Source organism: Peterkaempfera griseoplana (genome assembly GCF_001418575.1).
In the GTDB taxonomy this organism is placed as follows: Bacteria; Actinomycetota; Actinomycetes; order Streptomycetales; family Streptomycetaceae; genus Peterkaempfera; species Peterkaempfera griseoplana.
Genome location: NZ_LIQR01000155.1, coordinates 1 through 18,714, shown reverse-complemented (window position 1 = coordinate 18,714; position 18,714 = coordinate 1). Strand labels below are relative to the sequence as shown.

Genomic DNA, 18,714 nt, shown 5'->3' with positions numbered 1-18,714 from the left:
GCGGCACCACCGGCGCCGACGTCCACGTCCCCATCGGAGCAACAAGCCCTGCCCTCCTCCACGTTGGCAACCACAGGCCCTTCCAGCCGCACCCGTTCCCCTTCCCCAGGTCACGTCACCATGGGCCCCAGGATCCGGCGAACGCGGGCGCCCCGGAAACAGGCATTCGTGTGGTAGAGGGCAGTCCCCCACAGTTCACGTTCGACAAGCCCTGGCCGGCGACACCTCGTGGACGGCAGCGGCGGCCCTGCCGCCCCACTTGGAGAAGCACGTCTCACTCGGACTGAGGACCCGACAATCCACGGGCACCCCCCGTGCGCCAATCAATGCCGGCAACGCCCGCCAGGCGAGGCATCGACCAAACAGCGCCGGCGCCGGAGCAGCCTGCCAGCAAACCCGATCACCAGCGGGCGAGTACTTCAGCACGTCCCACCGCACGATCTTGCAGACCCGGCGCAAATCAGCGAAAAACCCGGGCGGCCGCAGCCAGGACAGGTCATAACTCACACGCCCCGTCACCATCGCCTTATCGGCTGACCCGCTGAGAATGTGCGCAAATTCGGAGACTCAGATACCCTAAACTGCGCTCGCCAGGAGAGACGTCACCGCCTCCGGCCGTCACTCGCCTCCGAAGACACAGAGCGACCACCCCTGATCGACTCCCAGGTAGATCAACACGGAGCGCACTCCCCTAGCCGCGAGCACCGCCGACAAGTCAAGACCAAGAAGGCCACTGAGCTGGGCATTCCCCAACCGAGAGGGCTCCCGACTCGCATCGGGGCACAGGGTCAAGCGCACTTGACCCCCAGTCAGGCATGAATTTGCATTTCTCCACGTCAAGCGCCTTACCACACGCGCAATACGTTCACGAAAGCGCAGCTCGTGAAGGGTCGCGCACGACGCCTGGTCCCCAGCTGGTCCCCAGCCCGGGAGCGTGAGCAGCGGGTTCGCATGCCCTTCATACCGTCAGCGTACGTCTGGAGCGATTCAATGGGAACCCCTAACAGAAAAGTCAGACAACCCGCGAGGAGGCAACTGGGGCAGGATTCCACACCCGTCACTTTCAGTCGTTCTCAGAAAATGGGCCAGCCGATTTTCCCAAGTATTGCCATCTGTCGTATGTGGGCGGCGCAGAAAATCACATGGACAGTATGTCGGCAGCGGCGAAATTCTTGTTTGCACTGCTGATTCGGCCGTCACCAGGTGGAAGGCCTGTGGCAGAGCGAGCCGCTCCGCCGCACGACCACACCCCGCCCCTTGTGCGGATCCGACAGTCGATCGAGGTCATGCCCCCTGGTACAGCCGCTCGAGGTCGACAAGCTCGACATCACCACGGCCGCTGGCCACACGGCCTAGTTCGACGGTGAATCCGGAGCGGGCGAACAGCAGCAGCTTGGGCGACGTCCCGACGCGGTGGCCTGGCAGCAGGCCCCGCAGGTGCTCCAGTCGCTCGAGTTCCGCCACATCCACAGGCTTGACCGTGCCCTTGGCCTCCCCGATCGCGGTGATCCGCTCCGAGCAGAAGGCCGGGGACTCCCCGACCACCAGGTCCAGCTCATGTCCTCGCCGGTGTTCCCGGCATGGGATCTCCGTCGGGCGTACCCAGCTTGCCCTGCCGCCCAGCGTCTCGTCGGATGCGTGCTCGAAGCACCACTGCCGGGCCAGCTCCTCGAAGTGGGGGCCGTAGATCTTCCCGGCGACCGTGTCGGCGTTCTCCGTCCAGACCCGGTCGGCGCGTCCCACGACCAGCTCGGGCTCGTGCCGCTGGATCAGCAGCTGGTGCAGTTGTATCACCGGTTCCGCCACCTTGAAGACGCTGCGCTTGTCCCGCAGCGCGTCATCGACCTGTTCGAGCAACCCGATGTCCTGCAGCGCTGTGGATGCGCCAGAGCGCGCGCCTTTTCGTGCATGGTGCTCATCACGCTCTGGGGGAGGCTGCCGGACGAGCGGACCCCACGCGCGAGTTCGCGGTCGATCTCCGCGGCCAGAGTGTTCAGCGGCACGTATTTCAGGGCCGGAGAAAGATCCAACTCCCTTTCGGCGACAACGGCGGTGCTTCCCGACGGTCGGCCGTCGCTGTCACCGGCGACCACAAGGTTCTGGTGGCGGCGCGGCGATCGCGGCGCTGAGCGCCCGGCTGAACAACACCAGAGCCCGGAAGGCCAAGCTGACCAGCGGGCGGGTCGAAAAGCTGGAGGCCCTGGGCGTGGCCTGGCGGGGGCGCCTGAATGGTGTCGCGGTTCGGCACCCGGCTTCGGCGAACTCGACACCGAACCGCAGAGCAGGCCGTCTTGGCCTCTGGCGAGATGGGAGATCCCGAAGATTTGCCCGTCGGGCCCGACAGGGCTGCCAGAATGAGGCGTCTGGGGACAGGGCGGGACGAGGGGGCACGGACAGCATGCCGGAGCAGCGCATCAACAACCGGTTTCTGCTGTTGGGGGACGGGGCGCGTGAGGGCGGCATGTCGGTGGTCCACCGGGCGATCGACTTGCAGAGCCCAACCGGCGAGACCGTGGCAGTGAAGCTCCTCGACGAGGGTCGCGGTCGACTGTCGACGGAGTTCCTGCAACGGGAGCAGGAGTCGCTGAAGCGGCTGGGGAAGGCGGAGCATCCGAACATCGTGCGGATGCTAGACGCCGGATGGTCTCCAGAGTTGCGACAGTCCTATCTGGTACTGGAGTGGGTCGAGCACAACCTGCGGGAGGAGCTCGAGCGCGGCAAGCCGATGGGTTGGGGGCGTTTCTACAGGGAGGTCGGAGCACCGCTGCTGTCGGCTCTGGCGTGCGCGCACCTACAGGAAATCGAGCACCGAGATGTCAAGCCGGGGAACGTGTTGGTCACCGTTGACGGTGTGGTCAAGCTCGCCGACTTCGGCATCGCGAAGATCCGGGACAACCTCTCGGCCGGGGAGACGGTCGCTGGCTACCGGTCGGCCCTGTACTCGCCGCCGGAACGCCAAAACACTATCCCGTTCGTCCGGGACGTCTTCAGCTGGGGAGTGTTGGCTGTGCAGGCGCTGTCAGGCGGCGGCGCGAAGGACTATCCGGACCTGCTGCCCGTCCTCGACAACCTGGACCTGGAGGAAGAACTCCGCGACATCCTGCGGGCCTGTGTGGATCTGCAGCCTGGAGGGCGACCAGCGAACGCGTGCGTGTTGGAGCAGCAGCTGACTCGCGCGGAGCAGCAGCTGGACGACAGTGCCGCGCGGCGCGGCAACCACCTATGGCTGAAGCTGACCAAGAGTGCCGCGGAGAACATTTTGGGACTACCGAAAGGAGAGATGAACGGCGCTGGCCCCGATGAGTGGCAGCGGGCGCAGTCGATTCTCCTGGAGGACTTCAGCGGTCCGGTGCATGCGGACTTCCGGAAGGATCAAGTCACTGGATCCATCGACGAGTCCGTCGTGCAGCTTGCGGGCCGCAGCCTGCTGGCAAAGATCGTCCACGATGACACGGTTCCCGAACTGAACCGGGTGCTCGTCATCCACGTGAAGCAGGTGCCACCGGAGCAGCAGGCCAGGTGGTGCGAGTCCCGGGTCGATATCGGCTCGTCGTTGACGTTCACGTTCACCGAGCCGAGCGCAAAGGCGGCGCGCAACGGCTTCGACGGGATGCTGGACCGGCTGGACCGGCAGGTCGACGAACGCGCGCAAGCAGAGCAGGAACGCCTCTCCGCCGCGCCAGCGGACCTGTTTGAGGGGTGGTCGCGTCTGCTGGATGCGCGCGACGACCTCGCTGCTGGGGGCCGCAAGCCGTTGACGTACACGTTGGCATCCCCAGGCAGTGACGGCCGGCTGTGGCGGGTTCATCTGTCCCAGACCGCCACGGCTGAGGTTGGGGAGGAGTGGTCGGTCGCCGAGCACGAGCGCGGCCGCCCGATCGAACGGGGCGACGTTGTCGCCGTCGACCGCGAGGAGGACATCGTCACTCTGCGGTGCCGCCCTGGGGCGAAGCTGCCCGCACGCGGAGTCCTCGTGCCCTATCTCGGCCCCACCCGGGTCTCTCTGAATCGCCAGCGGGATGCTCTGGCGGCCCTGGTCAGCGAAGGGGCGATCGCCAATCCGGACCTGCCGTCGATCGTGCTCGACCCCGGACACTCTGGCGTCGGCACGCCAGTTGAGGTCACCGCGTGGGTCCGGCAGGACCTGGACGACAGCAAGCGCGACGTGGTGCGCCACGCCCTGGGCACGCAGCCGCTCCTGGTGGTCGAGGGTCCTCCAGGGACGGGAAAGACCACGGTGATCGCCGAGATCGTCGAGCAAAACCTCAGACGCGACCCCAGCATGAAGATCCTCATCGTCAGCCAGACCCACATCGCCATCGACAACGCGCTGAACCGGCTCGAGAAGGCCGGCGTCGCTGGCATCGTCCGGCTGGGCCGCCCCGACGACCCCGGCGTGGCGCCGGGCGCTCGGCATCTTCTGCTCGACCCCCAACTGAAGAAGTGGGTACAGCGAGCCCGCCACCGAGCCCAGGATTACCTGGAAGAGATGGCCCTCCGACACGGTCAAGAGCCCCGTCACCTGCGAGGCGCCCTGCACTTGGAGGAGCTCGCATCCGTAGCCGCCGACCTCGCCCACGTCGAGGCTCACCTGACAAAGCTGGAACACGGTGACGGCGAACACGCCACCTCAGAGCAGGCACTCGGCGAGGCGATCGTCTCGGCACGCCAGCGCCGCGACGCCCTGCTGGAACGCCGCGCCGAGGTGTTCACCGATGTCCAAAGAGAAATCGGCGGCGACCTGACGCTCAGCGAAGAGCGGACCTCGCTGGAGGCCCGGGACACGGTTGCCGCGCTACTCGGAGACAGCCGTGAAGCTCGGGACCTGATGAAGGTCATCGCCGTCCAAGGCGACTGGCTGCAGCGGATGGGCAGCGACCGGGAGATCGTCGCGGAGTACCTGCGGACCAGGAACGTCGTCGGCGGAACCGCCATCGGGTTTCTGGGGCACCCAGCCGCCCGGGCTCTGGAGTTCGACCTGTGCATCTTCGATGAGGCGTCGAAGGCGACGGCAACGGAAGCCCTTGTGCCGCTCGTGCGGTCCAAGCGCTGGATCCTGGTCGGCGATACCGAACAGCTCCCACCGCTGGACGAAGACCTGCTCAGGGATAGGGCCATCATGCAGGAGCACCGGCTCACCCCCGAGCTGGTAACCACCACCTTGTTCGACCATCTGGTCCGACAGACCACCTTCCCAGTACGGCACATGCTCACCGAGCAGTACCGCATGACCCCGGCAATCGGGAACCTCATCAGCAACTGCTTCTACCGCCGCCAGCTGAAGTCCCCCGGCACTCACCAGCTCCACAAATATGCGGCGCTCGGGAAGCCGGTGCTGTGGATCGACACCAGATCCCTGGGAGCGGCCCGCCGGGAGGCCAGCCGCGCCGGCGGGGAGACCAGTGTGGTCAACCGCGCCGAAGCGCAGCAGGTCGTGCAGAGGCTGCGGAGCATCGACAGTGCCATCGGGCACCGCATCATCGAGCCGCCGAAGGGCGACCGCCTGGAGGTCCTAGCGATCGCGCCCTACAGCCGACAGGTCGACGAACTACGTCGGCAGCTGGCAGCTGTTCAGCTTCCGCACCTGGACGTGGAGGTTCTGTCCGTCGATGCCGTGCAGGGACGCGAGTGCGACCTCGCCGTTGTCAGCGTCACTCGCAGCAACGACCAAGGACGATTCGGGTTCATCGGTGCGCCCTATCGGCGGCGAATCAACGTAGCCCTCTCACGGGCCCGATTCGGGCTGACGATCATCGGTGACGCTGCGTTCTGCAAGAGCAAGCCCGGCCCACTGCGCGAGGTCCTCGACTACATGGAAACCCACCGAGACGACTGCGAGGTCCGCGATGCCCACCGCTAGCCGGTACACGTTGCTCGCCGACCTGTTCGGCAACGCCCGCGACGGGCTGAACCTGGTAGCGATCGTTCCCGCAGGGCTGCCCGTCACCACGCTCAGCGTCGAGGTCGACGCCCAGGAGCGCAAAGATCTCCCGCTCCTGACCGAGACTACCCTGCGCCTGGTCCAGGCAGGCGTCACCGCCCCAGCGGACATCAGCGGACTTCTCGGCTTCCCCAGCGATCCCGTCAACCGGACCCTCGCTGACAGCCTGTACCGGGGGCATCTGCGCCTCGACCCCACTGCCGGACGAGCCGACGAGCGCGTCCGACTCACACCCTTGGGCGATCAGGTCGCCAACGAACACGCCGCCATCCAGCCGACCCGCAAGACGATGAGGTTCTACTTCGACCAGACCCTCAGAGAAGTCCAACCCTACGACCCCGCTCTGCTGATCCGTGCCAGTCAGGCTGCAGACGAGGATCTGCTGCTGCTCCCGGCTGCCTCCACAGCCCCCGTTCATATGGACGACCTCACCCCGGAGAAGATCAACAATCTCCTCCGCACGATCCCTGACAGCTCCCTCACGGTTTTGGCGGTCCGCCGCATTAAGCAGCCGCGCACCCCCCGCTACCTACCAGTGGACCTACTTGTCTACACGGATCCGGACCGCGCGGAGATCCAGCTTGCCGTCGTGCTCGACGGCAAGCTCTCCGGCGCACACGACATCGCGCTGATCAGCCTCGGCGGAGCGGACACCCTGGACATTCGCGTCGATCCACCCGCCGAACGCCCGATGCTGGATGAGGGCCTCGAGAGTATTCGGGTCCCTGTCGACAGCACCCGCTCGCACGCTCACCGTGTGGCCGACGTAGTCCAGCCTGCCCTGGAAGCTGAAGAGCAGATCCAGGTCCGCGGGGTCAGCGTCTTCGAACACCCCGATCTCCTTCAGGAAGCTCTGACACAGGCCACACAGCGAGTCCTGATCATGTCTCCCTGGATCAAGAAGTCCGTCGTCACCGAAGATTTCATGAACAAACTCGAAAGCCGGGTACGCCGTGGAATCCGCGTCGATATCGCCTACGGCTTCTCCCTCCACGACCGCAAGTGTGACCCCGAGGCTGTTCAGAATCTGGAAGATCTGGCCAAGGCCTACCCGAAGACGTTCACCTTCAACCGGCTGAGCGGCACCCACGCCAAGATCCTCATCTTTGACCACACCTGCGTCACCACGTCCTTCAACTGGCTTTCCTTCCAGGGCTCCAAAGAGCGCACGTACCGGATGGAGGAAGGTAACCTCATCCGCGGCCGTGACTTCGCGGACGCCCAGCACGCCTACTTTCTCGCTGAAATCGACAAGCACCGCGTCAGCGCTGGAGGGTGAAGTCCTTCGCGTGCTGTCCGGGGGCAACCCGACGTCGGGAGTCCGCTACCGGCCCGATCTGCCCACTGAGTCCTTCGACCTCGTCATCGCCGACGACTGCCACCGATCCTGCCCTTGCCGGAAACCTCGTCCGTCCAGGTCACGCGGCATGTTCGTACTCATGAAGGATGCCTCCCAGGCGTTCCCGCCTACGTATGTCGAGGCGGGCGATCTGCCCTGGATCGGTGATCGCCCGGGGCAAGGAGTGCAACGGACAGGCGTTTGCGATGCCCTGATGGGGCCTATGACAGTTGTAGAACCGCTCAAAGTCCCGCAGAGCGTGGCAGAGGTGGCGCTGATTCCAGATCAACGTGCGGTCCAGCAGCTCACGCCGGCACGTCTGCACCCACCGCCGACCTCCAGATGGCGGCCCACCCGACGGGCGACTGGAAGGCCTCGTCTTCGCTCGTCCCGACGGCGCGCCGCAGCGCCCCCAGTGGGTCCTCGACCAACTCCGCAAGCGCAGCACCGTACTCGACCTGCCGAAAATCGGTCTGCACGACCTGCGCCACACCGCAGCCAGAATCAATTGACAGGGGTGGATCGTGAGCAGACTGCACGTGGGGTACGTCCGCAAGGCGATCGAGGACCGTTTCACCGGCCTCATCGACATGTCGGACCAGGAGCGCCTGTCGGAGGCCAATCGCCATCAGGCGTTCCTGAGCCGTGGTCTGGCCGCGCTCGCCGCGCAGATCGAGCACCCGTGCAGTGACCGGGTCGCCGCCGCGAGGGTCTTCGACGGGCAGGACGATCAGGGCCTTGACTCGATCGCGGTGGACTTCAGCGCCACACGTTCCCGGATCTGCCTGGTGCAGGCGAAGTGGAGCGACCAGAACAGGGGCGGCTTCGGCGAGGCCGAGGTGCACAAGATGTTCCACGGTCTGGAGTTGATGCTCGACCGGAACTTCGGCCGGTTCAACCGCCGCTTCCAGCCGTTCGTCCCCGACGTCGAACGGGCTTACGAATCCGGCACCCCGAAGATCACTCTGGTGCTCGCCCTGATGCGCGAGGCGCCGCTCAGCGACGGCGTACGCGAGCTGATCAAGATGAAGCAGGACGAGCAGAACCAGGTCGTCCGCGACATGGTTGAAGTCAAGGTTCTCGACCTGCGCGACTTCCACCGCGCGATTTTCGGCGACTCCGCCGCACCAAAGATCGACACCAAGGTGCAGCTGGAGTGCTTCGGCCAGGAGTCGACGCCGTACAGGGCGCTGTACGGCACCATGACCGTCCCCGACCTCGCAGATCTCTATGAGGAGCACCGGCGCGGCCTCTTCGCCCGGAACATCCGCGACTCACTCGACGAGAGCGACGTCAACTCCAAGATCAGGGAGACCCTGCGGGAAGCGCCCGAGCACTTCTGGTACTTCAGCAACGGCATCACCATGCTGTGCGAGTCGATCCAGCCGATCGGCCGGGCGCTGCCCGGCAAAGTGGGCAACTTCCAGCTGTCCGGCGTCAGCGTGGTCAACGGTGCGCAGACGGTGAGTGCCATCTACCGAGCCTTCACCGAGGACACCGGCGCGGCGCAGGACGGGCGGGTCCTTGTGCGCCTGATCTCCCTGGAGGACTGCCCGCCCGGCTTCGGCGACCAGGTGACCACCACCACGAACACGCAGAACCCGATCGAGGAGCGCGACTTCAAGTCACTTGACCCCGGCCAGGTCAGGCTTCGCGATGACTTCGCCATGCTCCTCAAGCGAAGTTACGTCATCAAGCGCGGTGAGACGCTGCCTGATCCGGCGCACGGCTGCTCCATCACCGAGGCCGCCGAGGCCCTCGCGGCCGTCAGCCCGAACGCCCGGCTCGCAGCCGTGGCCAAGCGTGACGACAACCTCGCCGGGCTGTGGGAGGACCGCAACTACCAGGAGACCTTCGGTCCTGAACCGAACGTCTTCAAGGTTTGGCGCAGTGTCGAACTTCTCCGTGAGGTCCGGGCGCAGTTGCAGCTCCTGCGCGAGGGGCTGGTCTGGCGCGCCGACGCGGCGGCCTTCTACGGCGACCTCCTGGTCACCCACATCGTTTACCGCCGCCTGGACACCAGGGCCATCGAGGACCCGGGGGGCGACTGGGCGACGGAGCTCGCCAAGGTACCCGGCCTGGTCCGTGACACCCTGTCCTGGGTGCTCGACGCGATCGACAACGAGTACGGCACGTCCAGCCACATCATCGCCGCCGTCCGGAACACCGAACGTATCGAACGAGTGGTACGTGCGGCCCTGCGCAAGCTCGACTCCGAGGAGAAGGCACCGGCGCTCAACGAGGACTATCAGGTAGCTGCGGCCGAGGCCCGGGGGCGGAAGGTGAACGCCGTGACAACCCTGGTCGCCGCCGGCGAGATCGAGGGGGGCACGGTCCTGGAGTTCCGCCCGTACAGCAAGCCCGAGCGCCGTGAGATGACTGAGTGGCTGGCGGCGGATCCGCGGCGGGCCCAGGCGACGTGGAGCAACGAGGCGGGGCGTAACCCCTTGCAGTGGCACGCCGACGACGCGTGGTACTCGCCCAGTGGCCTCGCGCGGAAAATGCGCTTCGAGGCGTCCGGGGTGGACGGCTCGACGCAGGGCACGATCCGGTGGTTCGTGCCGGGTAAGGGGTCGCTGGACGAGCTGGCTCTGGCAGTGCGATTGCGGGAGGGCAACGAGCCGACGGAGAGGTGACCGCGGCCAGGGGGAAAAGGGCTGGGGGCGCCGTTGGCCCGGCCTCAGCGTCCGCTTCCGCCCGAGCGTTGTCAGTGCTCCCTTGTAGGGTCCGGAGACACCAGACCGCGCATCCTCCGGGCCTGGCGAAACGCGCCTTCGGTGGCGCCCTCGGGCCGTAGGATCACAGGTGGCGGCTGTGACGGCGCACGCACGGACCGCCCGGGGCGCAGGCCCCCAGCCGCACCACCGAGCACAGGAAAGCAGCAGCACGCCGATGGAGGAACTGACCTTGGACCTGGACATCCCGCAGCGGCCCGAGGAGGACGCGGAGCCTGTCGCGGAGGGCTCCGAGCCCAAGGTCACGGCCCTCAAGGAGGGCCAGGTCGTCGACTACATCTCCGGTGATGCGATCCCGGAGACGGCGAAGGAGAAGGTCCGGCAGCGGATCGCCCGAGCCCTGGTGCACGAGCACGGCATCGACCCCGGTGACATGCAGCGCGACTTCTCCATCACGGTCAGTGAGGAGGGTGCCAAGCGGAAGCGGAGCAAGAAGGCCGACATCGCGATCTTCGAGTCCGGCGCCCCGCACACCGTGGCGAACCTGCGGCGGGTCGTGATCTGCAAGCCGGAGCCCAAGCGCGGGAAGAACGTCGTCAAGCTCCGCGAGCCCGACCAGGCCCGGAAGGACCTGGAGGAGCTCCAGGAACTGATGGGCAACGAGGACCGCCCGCAGTGCGCGGACGGCATGTGGACCGACGGTGTCGACTTCTTCTTCCTCAAGAAGGTGGTCGGCGACTTCGGTGCCGACTTCGAGGACCGCAGCGACTGGGAGGTCGCCGACGGCACCCTCGGCAGTCGTACCGTCGCCTCGCACCAGCGGCTGCGTCAGGCCGACCCTGAGATGCTCAAGATCGCCTTCCGGCGCTGCCACAACTACATCCACGGCAACGAGGGCATGCCGAAGGACGCCGCTTTCTGGCAGTTCCTCTACCTGCTCTTCGCCAAGATGTACGACGAGCGGATCAGCCACGGCTCCGTGCACGGCCGGTTCCGCACCGGTCTGAAGGAGATGTTCGACGCGAACGGCCGGGCGGCCATCAGCCAGCGCGTCAAGCTGCTCTTCGAAGACGTCAAGACCGAGTACAAGGACGTATTCAAACCCACGGACGAGATCACTCTCTCCGACCGGGCGCTCGCCTTCATCGTCAGCGAGCTCGCCCCGTACGACCTGATCGGTACGGACGTCGATGCCAAAGGCCTCGCCTATCAGGAGCTCGTCGGCACTAACCTGCGCGGCGACCGAGGCCAATACTTCACCCCGCGCGGCGCGGTCAACCTGATGGTCGAGATGCTCGACCCGAAGGAGGACGAGACCGTCCTCGACCCGACCTGCGGCACTGGTGGCTTCCTCCAGGCCACCCTCAAGCACCTGCACCGCACCTGGAAGAAGGAGGCCGGCACGCTCGGTTTCCCGGACACGCAGGAGGAGCGGGAGCGGTACGGCGACAAGCTCAAGGAGTTCGCGGACGAGCACCTGTTCGGCGCCGACTTCGACCCGTTCCTGGTGCGGGCGACAACCATGGCGATCATGACGCTCGCGCAGACCACGGGGAACGTCTTCCACATGGACTCGCTCGCCTTCCCGCGGGGACACCTCTCGGGTGTGGAGGCGGCGAAGAAGAAGATCCCGCTCGACAAGCCCACCGTGGACGTACTCCTGACCAACCCGCCGTTCGGCGCGGACATCCCGGTGAGCGATGAGTCGGTGCTCGGCTCGTTCCGTGACGGGATCGCTCGGTCGTGGGGCCGCAACAAGGAGACCGGCGAGGTCGAGGCGAGCACGACCAGCGTGCCGTCGAGCATGGCACCGGAGCAGCTGTTCATCCAGCGAGCCATCGAGTGGGTCAAGCCGGGCGGGCGGATCGGAATCGTCCTGCCGAACGGCATCCTGTCGAACCCGGGGCCGACGGACGAGGCGATCCGCCGGTACATCCTGCGGAACTGCTGGGTTCTCGCAAGCGTCGAGCTGCCGGTGGAGACGTTCGTTGTCGACGCCAACGTCAACATCCTCACCTCGCTCCTCTTCCTGAAGCGCAAGACCCGGCAGGAGATCCAAAACCACGACCTCGGGACGGAGAAGGCGTACCCCGTCTTCATGGCCGTCGCGGAGAAGGTCGGCTTCGACCGACGCGGCAACGAGCTCTACAAGCGTGAGCCCAACGGGGAGATCGTGGTGGAGACGGAGGTCGTCATGGAGCGGCTACGCATCCGGGGCAAGGAGGTGACCCGACCGCTGACCCGCAGCAAGAAGGTCATCGACAACGACCTGCCGGTGATCGCGGAGAAGTACCGGGAGTTCCGGTCCAAGTACCCGGTTCCGGGCGTGGACCCGCGTACGGCACGGCTGGCGGGAACGGGGGCCGGGGCGTGAAGGTCGCCGAGCTGTCCAACCCGGTGAAGTCGGACTGGTTCGCGGATCAGGGGCTTCGGCTCGATGCCTCGCCGTATGTGGCGGGGTCCATGAAGACGAAGAAGCTGCTGGAGCAGCTGCCGCGGACGCAGCCGCTGGCGAGTCTGACGGCGGGGCACAACGGGGGGATCTTCAACGGGCCCATGTTCCGTCGGGTCTATCTCACCGATCCAGAGCACAGCGTGCCGTTCCTCGGGACGAAGGACATGATGGCGGCCGACCTGACCGGGTTGCCCCGGCTACGAAAGTCGGACGCGGAGTCGTCGGCTTTGTCGTATCTCCAGCTCAAGCCCGGGATGACGCTGATCTCGTGCTCGGGATTCAACGCCGGTCGGCGGGCATATGTTCGGCCCGACATGGGTGACTGCTGGTCTTCGCAGGACACGCTCAAGGTCGAGCCCGATCCGGAGAAGATCAAGTCCGGGTATCTTTACGCCTTCCTACTCAGCAAGTTCGGTGAGTCGCTCGTGCGGGGGTCGGTGTACGGCTCGGCCGTGAAGCACATCGAGCCGCATCACATCGCGGGGCTGCCGGTGCCGCGGTTGGGGGCAGAGCTCGAAGGCCGGATCCACGACCTGGTGGAGGAGTGCGCGCGGCTGCGCGCCGAGTTCCAGTCGTCCTCGGTCAGTGCGACGAAGGACCTCTTCACGAGCGCGGGGCTACCTGAGCTGATCGATATCGGCTGGCAACAGCAGGAGCGTGACCTCGGATTCGAGGTTCCGAGCGTGGGCTCTGCCTCGCTGCGAGCTTTGAATTTCGCGCCAAGAGCACAACAGCTGATCGAGAAGCTAGGCTCCGTGAGTGGCCGATCGCTCGGCTCCATCTGCGAGGGCGGCAGCCTGCGTACGGGCGCGCGGTTCAAGCGAATCGACAGCGACTCAGAGCATGGCATCCGCCTCATCGGCCAACGCCAGTCGTTCTGGCTCCGCCCTGAGGGGCGCTGGATCAGTGAAGCGCACGCTCCTGATGACATTCGGCTCCAGGACGAGACCATTCTGATTGCCGCCCGCGGCACCCTCGGCGAGAACGAGGTGTACAGCCGCTCCATTCTCGTGACTGGGTCATGGCTCAAGCACGCGTACAGCCAGGACTACGTTCGTGTCGTCAGCGGGGACTCTGACGTACCTGGTGCCTACCTGTTCGCCTTCTTCAGGTCCGAGGCAGCATTCCGTGCCCTTCGGTCCTTCAGCGTTGGGGGCAAGCAGCAGGAATACCACCCGAGGTTCCTGCGTGAATTGCCGGTCCCCCTCGCACCCCCCGCCGCCCGCGCCCGCATCGCCGCCACCGTCCGCCACGCCTACAAATGCCGCGACGAAGCCGACGCCCTGGAGGATCAGGCCCTCTCGCTGCTCACCACCGCCATCGAGGAGGCCGCCGACTGATGGGTGTCAGGATCGTTGCCGTTGGGAAGGCCGTCAACGATGCCGAACGGAGGGTGATCGCGCACCTACGTGATCACGCCCCCGACGACTGGACGGTCCTGCACTCCGTCGAGATTCCGTACAACCGGAGCGAGCTGTTCGAGGTCGACCTCGTCGTGGTCACCGGGCACGCCGTGTACGTCATCGACGTCAAGGGCACCCGGGGCCGCATCGAGGTCGACGGCGGCCGTTGGCAGCCCTCTCGCCGGGCGCCGTTCCGCTCCCCGCTGCCGAAACTGCGCGGACACGCCAAGCAGCTGAAGACGCTCCTGGAGACGGCCCACCGTCCGCTGTCCCGGCTCTACACGGACGCCCTCGTCGTCCTGTCCGCACCCGACGCCCTGCTCGTCGACCGGACGCCCCACCAGCACGACGCCCGTGACACCGTCACCCTCCCGGACCTGATCGGCCGGCTCGCGGACGCGAGCCGCGTACCCACCTCGACCAACCGCTTCGACACGGACGTCTCCGCACACCACGAGCTGATCGTGCGTGGGGTGCAGGGCTCGTCCCGGCCGCCGTCGGGCCCCCTGCGGTTCGGTAGCTGGGAAGTGATCGAGCGACTGAGCGAGACGGGCCCGGAGGAGGGCGACGGCGTCCATCGCGAGTACCGGGCGAAGAACGCCCTCGCGGTGCAGGGGTCGGGCACGGTCCGGCTCTCCGTCCGCAGGGCGGATCCGTACGCGCCGGAGGCCGAGCGGCTCCAGCAGCAGAAGCGGATCGGCATCGCGTACGAGGCGCTCGGCAAGCTGCCCTCGCACCCGAACGTGGTCGGGGTGCGGGACTTCTTCGCCGACGAGGACAGGGACTCCTTCGTCACCGTTTACGACGACGTTCCGGGGCACGCCCTCGCCCTGCACCTGAACGGGGCCGCGGACCCGCTGACCGCCGACGCGAAGCTGCGGACGATCCGTCACGTGCTGATGGGCCTGGCCCACGCGCACAGCCGCCTGATCGCGCACCGCGAGCTGAACCCGTCCACCGTGCTGATCGCGCAGGACGGCCGGGCGATGCTGACCGGTTTCGAGTACGCGAAGACCGCGCAGCGCCGTGCCCACACGGTCATGCGGGAGGCGTACCAGGTCGCCGATCGCGCGTATCTGGCGCCCGAGTGCCATGCCGACCCGGCGGCGATGGGCATGAAGTCGGACATCTACGCGGTCGGTGTCATCGGGTTCCGGCTCCTCACCGGCGAGCTGCCGTTCACCTCCGCCACCGAGCAGGCCGACGCGGCAGGGAGGCTCCCTGCGCAGGTCCTCGAAGCCGCCGAGGTCCGCGTCGAACTGGCTCACTGGTTGCAGAATTTGTGCGCGACGGCTCCAGACGACCGGCCGACCGCCGTGGAGGCGCTGCGCCGCCTGGACCTGGTGATAGGAGCGCGGCGGGTTCCGGCCCGGCGTATCGGCTCCTCGGCCGCAGTTCCCCCGGTTCCTCCTGCGGCCTCCGCCGGGCAGCCCGTGCAGGACGGTCCGCGGGGCCCGGAGTTCTACCGCGACCTGCCGGCCGACCACCAGCTCGGTACGAAGTACTTGGTGCGCCACCGTCTCGGCCGGCCCGGCTCGTTCGGTGTGGCCTACCGGGTGTACGACACGATACGGAGTGTCGACCGGGCGGTGAAGCTGGTCCTGCGGGACCGGGACTCCGTCCTGGAGCGGCTGCGCCGCGAGGCGGGCGTCCTGGACCGGCTGCAGAACGCCCCGCACCCCAATGTGGTGTCGATGGTGGACGCGGATCGGCTGATGCCGCCGGACGAGTACCCGTACCTGGTCTTCGAGTTCGTCGACGGCAAGGACGTCGCCGAGGTGATCCGTGGCGGTCGGATGGGTGCGGCGGACGTGCTGCGGCTCGCGATCGACACTGCGCGCGGGCTGCGTCACATCCACGAGCGCGGGGTGTGGCACTGCGACATCAAGCCGAGCAATCTGCTGTGGACCGACGACGGCGTCAAGCTGATCGATTTCGGGATCTCCAAGACCTCCGACTCCTCCGAGGGGCACAGCTACACAAGCCCTCGATACTCCCCGCCGGACCTGGACCAGGTGCCCGCCGATGCCTCCGGCTACACCGATCGCGACCTGTTCGGCCTCGGTGTCACCCTGTATGAGGCGCTGACCGGCGGACAGTACCCGTGGGAGGGCGTTGGGCGGCCCTCGCCCGGTGTGCCGCCCGTGGACCCGCGCACCGCGTACAGCGGGTTCGGTGACCTGGCGCCCGGCTTCGCCGAGATCATGCTGCGCACGATCTCCCCGTACCGGGCGGAGCGCTTCTCCACGGCCGAGGAACTGCTGCGCGCGCTGGAGGCGCTGGAATCCGCGCGCGTCGCCCCCGCATCGCCACCACCGGCTGTGGCCCCGTCGTCCTCGTCCGACCGGGCCGCGCAGCCCCCGGCGCCACCGTCGGAACCCGGCACCGGTCGTCAGGAGCCGCAGGAGCCCGAGCCGAATACCAACCCGTTCGTGGCCCACCTGCAGACGCTGTACAGCCAGAGCCGCCACAGCAACCGCGGCACCCGCGGGCTCGACCCGCACACGATGTCCGTGTACGTCGAGACGGCCCTGGACCGGGAGCTCGTGCCCGCGCTGCGGGAAGGCCGGCACGCGCTGGTCGTGGTGACCGGTAACGCGGGCGACGGCAAGACGGCCTTCCTGGAGCGGTTCGAACGCCAGGCGCGCGAGCTCGGCGCCGAGTTCGGGCCTCGCCGGGCCAACGGCAGTGACTTCACCCTGGCCGGGCACCGGTTCCGCACCAATCACGACGGCAGCCAGGACGAGGGTGGGGTCAGCGGCGACGACGTACTGGCCGAGTTCTTCGCACCCTTCGCCGGGGCTGACGCATCGGCGTGGCAGGTCGCGGGGGAGACCCGGTTGATCGCCATCAACGAGGGGCGTCTGGTCGACTTCCTCAGCCACCACCACGACCGCTTCCCGCACCTCGCCAAGGTGGCCAACCTCGGCCTGGCGGGCCGGGACACCGGGCAGGCCGTCGCCGTCGTCAACCTCAACGCACGTGATGTCGCGGCTCGTTCCCTCGACGCCGGCGGCGAACCGCGGGACGGCGAATCGCTCCTGGAGCGCATGCTCGATCGGATGACACACGACCGGTTCTGGGAGGACTGCGAGCGCTGTGACCTGGCCGCCACCTGTTATGCCCGGCACAACGCCCAGACTTTCCAGCACCCCGCCGCCGGCCCGCAGGTTGCGCGTCGTCTGCGCCGCCTTTACGAGGTGACCCAGCTGCGCGGAAGGCTCCACATCACCCTGCGTGACCTGCGCTCCGCGCTCGCCTACACCCTGACCTCGGGCCGTGACTGCGCCGAGATCCACCAGCTGTACGCGGCCGGTTCCGGTCAGGAGATCCTGGACAGCTTCTACTTCTCCGCCCATCTCGGCGCCCCGGCCACCGCCGACGGCAGTCCGCGCGAGCGGGACCGATTGCTTACCCTGCTACGCGAGGCCGATGTGGCGGCGGTTCCGCGGCCGCAGCTCGACCGTCGTCTGGACTACGCCGGGCTCGTGGAGGACCGGGCGCTGGTCGCGGTCGACGGGCGCGGCGACCGCGATCGCGTACTGCTGCGCGGCGCGTTCGAGCAGCTCGGCCGGTCGGGCACCGAACGCGTCTCCCAGGTCGCTGCCCACCGCCACTACGTGGACGCGGCCCGCCGCCTGCTCTACTTCGAACTCCACGACGAGGACCGTGCGGAGCGGATGCTGCCGTACCCGTCGGTGCTGCACTTCATGGCGTTGTTGTCTCGCGTAACGCAAACGGGTACCGAGGAGCGGGACCGGATTCTGCGGGCGCTCAACCGTGGTGAGGGACTCGTAGCACCCGAGCGGATCGGCGATGCTCTCGCGCTGAAGGTGCGCGACGTGTCCGGCGGTACCATCCGTACCTTCCGCCGCTTCCCCGCAGAAGGGTTCCGGCTCGAACCGGGTAACGCGGCGGCCTCGCCGTACATCGAGTCGGGGCGCACCTCGCTGCGGCTGAGCTACCGGGATCCGGCCGGCAGCCAGGGCGGCACGGCCGAACTCGACATCCGGCTCGACCTGTTCGAGCTCCTCCAGCGGTTCGAGCGTGGCTACCGGCCGTCCGTGACCGACCTGCAAGGGCAGCAGCTCGCCCTCGCCGTGTTCAAGAACCGTCTGGGGGCCGTGCCGTACCAGGAGATCCTCCTCACCACGCACGGGCACGACCTGCGACGGATCCACCGCACCGAAGACTCCGTCCTGCACATGGAAGAACTGACGGCACGGTCCGGCGACGACAACGGCGGTGCGGACGGCGACGATCCGGTCGACGCGGGCACCGCGACCGACACCGTGGCCGGCATCGCAGGGGACGCCGCGAGGGCGGAGGAGACGACATGGCGCTGAGCGGTTCCCTGGGGACGTTCCACCACCCCGGCATCAGCCGGCTCGACTACAAGACACTGGACATGGACCGTGTCCTGACCGGGCTGCTCGCGCGCCTGTGGCACCAGGGCATGCCCAGCAAGATCAACCGCTCCAACGAGCTCAAGGCCGACGTCTTCGTCAAGCTGTTCCTGGACCATCCGGAGGTCTTCGACGGCTTCGACCGGGAGACCACCACCCGGTGGGCCTCCACCCATCTCCTCGACATGGTCAACCGGGGCAGGGCCACCGAGGCGGTGGCTGGCCCCAGACCGCTGCACGGTCTCACCTACCGGTTCCGCAACAAGCGCAAGTCCCGCCCGTACGGGGCCGACGAGCAGCTGTACGAGATGCTCGCCACCGACGAGGGGGTCCTGGACCAGCTCCGCGAGTTCTTCTTCTCCGACGTCGACCGCGTCACCGGGGAGATCACCCCGGGGACGGACACCGACGTGGAGACCCAGGCACTGCTCCACCTGGTGGAACAGGCGGGCGGACAGATGCGGGACCGGCCCGACACCACCCGCCCCCGCACCC

7 protein-coding genes and 1 pseudogene are annotated in these 18,714 nt (G+C 67.3%); 7 read left to right on the top strand and 1 reads right to left on the bottom strand.

The window, feature by feature from the left end; genetic code table 11:
* Window positions 1–1,284 precede the first annotated feature (1,284 nt).
* Window positions 1,285–1,857: a hypothetical protein gene (locus AOK09_RS12875; protein WP_175609295.1), complete on the bottom strand. Its 573-nt coding sequence runs from the start codon at window positions 1,855–1,857 to the stop codon at window positions 1,285–1,287.
* A 541-nt stretch (window positions 1,858–2,398) separates the two neighbouring features.
* On the opposite strand from AOK09_RS12875, the gene AOK09_RS12870 reads away from it, so the two are divergent.
* The 7 genes and pseudogenes from AOK09_RS12870 to AOK09_RS12835 all read left to right on the top strand — a co-directional run.
* Window positions 2,399–5,860, top strand: a complete 3,462-nt coding sequence (locus tag AOK09_RS12870; RefSeq protein ID WP_055587299.1) for a serine/threonine-protein kinase — start codon at window positions 2,399–2,401, stop codon at window positions 5,858–5,860.
* A 10-nt stretch (window positions 5,861–5,870) separates the two neighbouring features.
* A complete protein-coding gene (locus AOK09_RS12865; RefSeq protein WP_157875880.1) occupies window positions 5,871–7,220 on the top strand; it encodes a phospholipase D-like domain-containing protein in 1,350 nt (449 codons plus the stop codon).
* A gap of 584 nt (window positions 7,221–7,804) precedes the next feature.
* On the top strand, window positions 7,805–9,916 hold the full coding sequence (locus AOK09_RS12855) for an AIPR family protein (protein WP_245687267.1): 2,112 nt from the start codon (window positions 7,805–7,807) through the stop codon (window positions 9,914–9,916).
* Window positions 9,917–10,172: 256 nt separating this feature from the next.
* Window positions 10,173–12,329, top strand: a complete 2,157-nt coding sequence (gene mads2, locus AOK09_RS12850; protein WP_107101324.1) for a methylation-associated defense system DNA methyltransferase MAD2 — start codon at window positions 10,173–10,175, stop codon at window positions 12,327–12,329.
* Complete coding sequence (gene mads5 / locus AOK09_RS12845) at window positions 12,326–13,750, top strand: methylation-associated defense system restriction endonuclease subunit S MAD5 (protein WP_055587295.1); 1,425 nt, start codon at window positions 12,326–12,328, stop codon at window positions 13,748–13,750. The genes mads2 and mads5 overlap by 4 nt, the downstream gene beginning before the upstream one ends.
* Window positions 13,750–18,159, top strand: coding sequence for a methylation-associated defense system protein kinase MAD6 (gene mads6 / locus AOK09_RS12840; RefSeq protein ID WP_055587294.1), 4,410 nt, complete (start codon window positions 13,750–13,752; stop codon window positions 18,157–18,159). The genes mads5 and mads6 overlap by 1 nt, the downstream gene beginning before the upstream one ends.
* Window positions 18,150–18,714 (top strand): annotated as a pseudogene (locus tag AOK09_RS12835) (methylation-associated defense system protein MAD7); the annotation flags it as partial. The gene mads6 and the pseudogene AOK09_RS12835, both read left to right, overlap by 10 nt.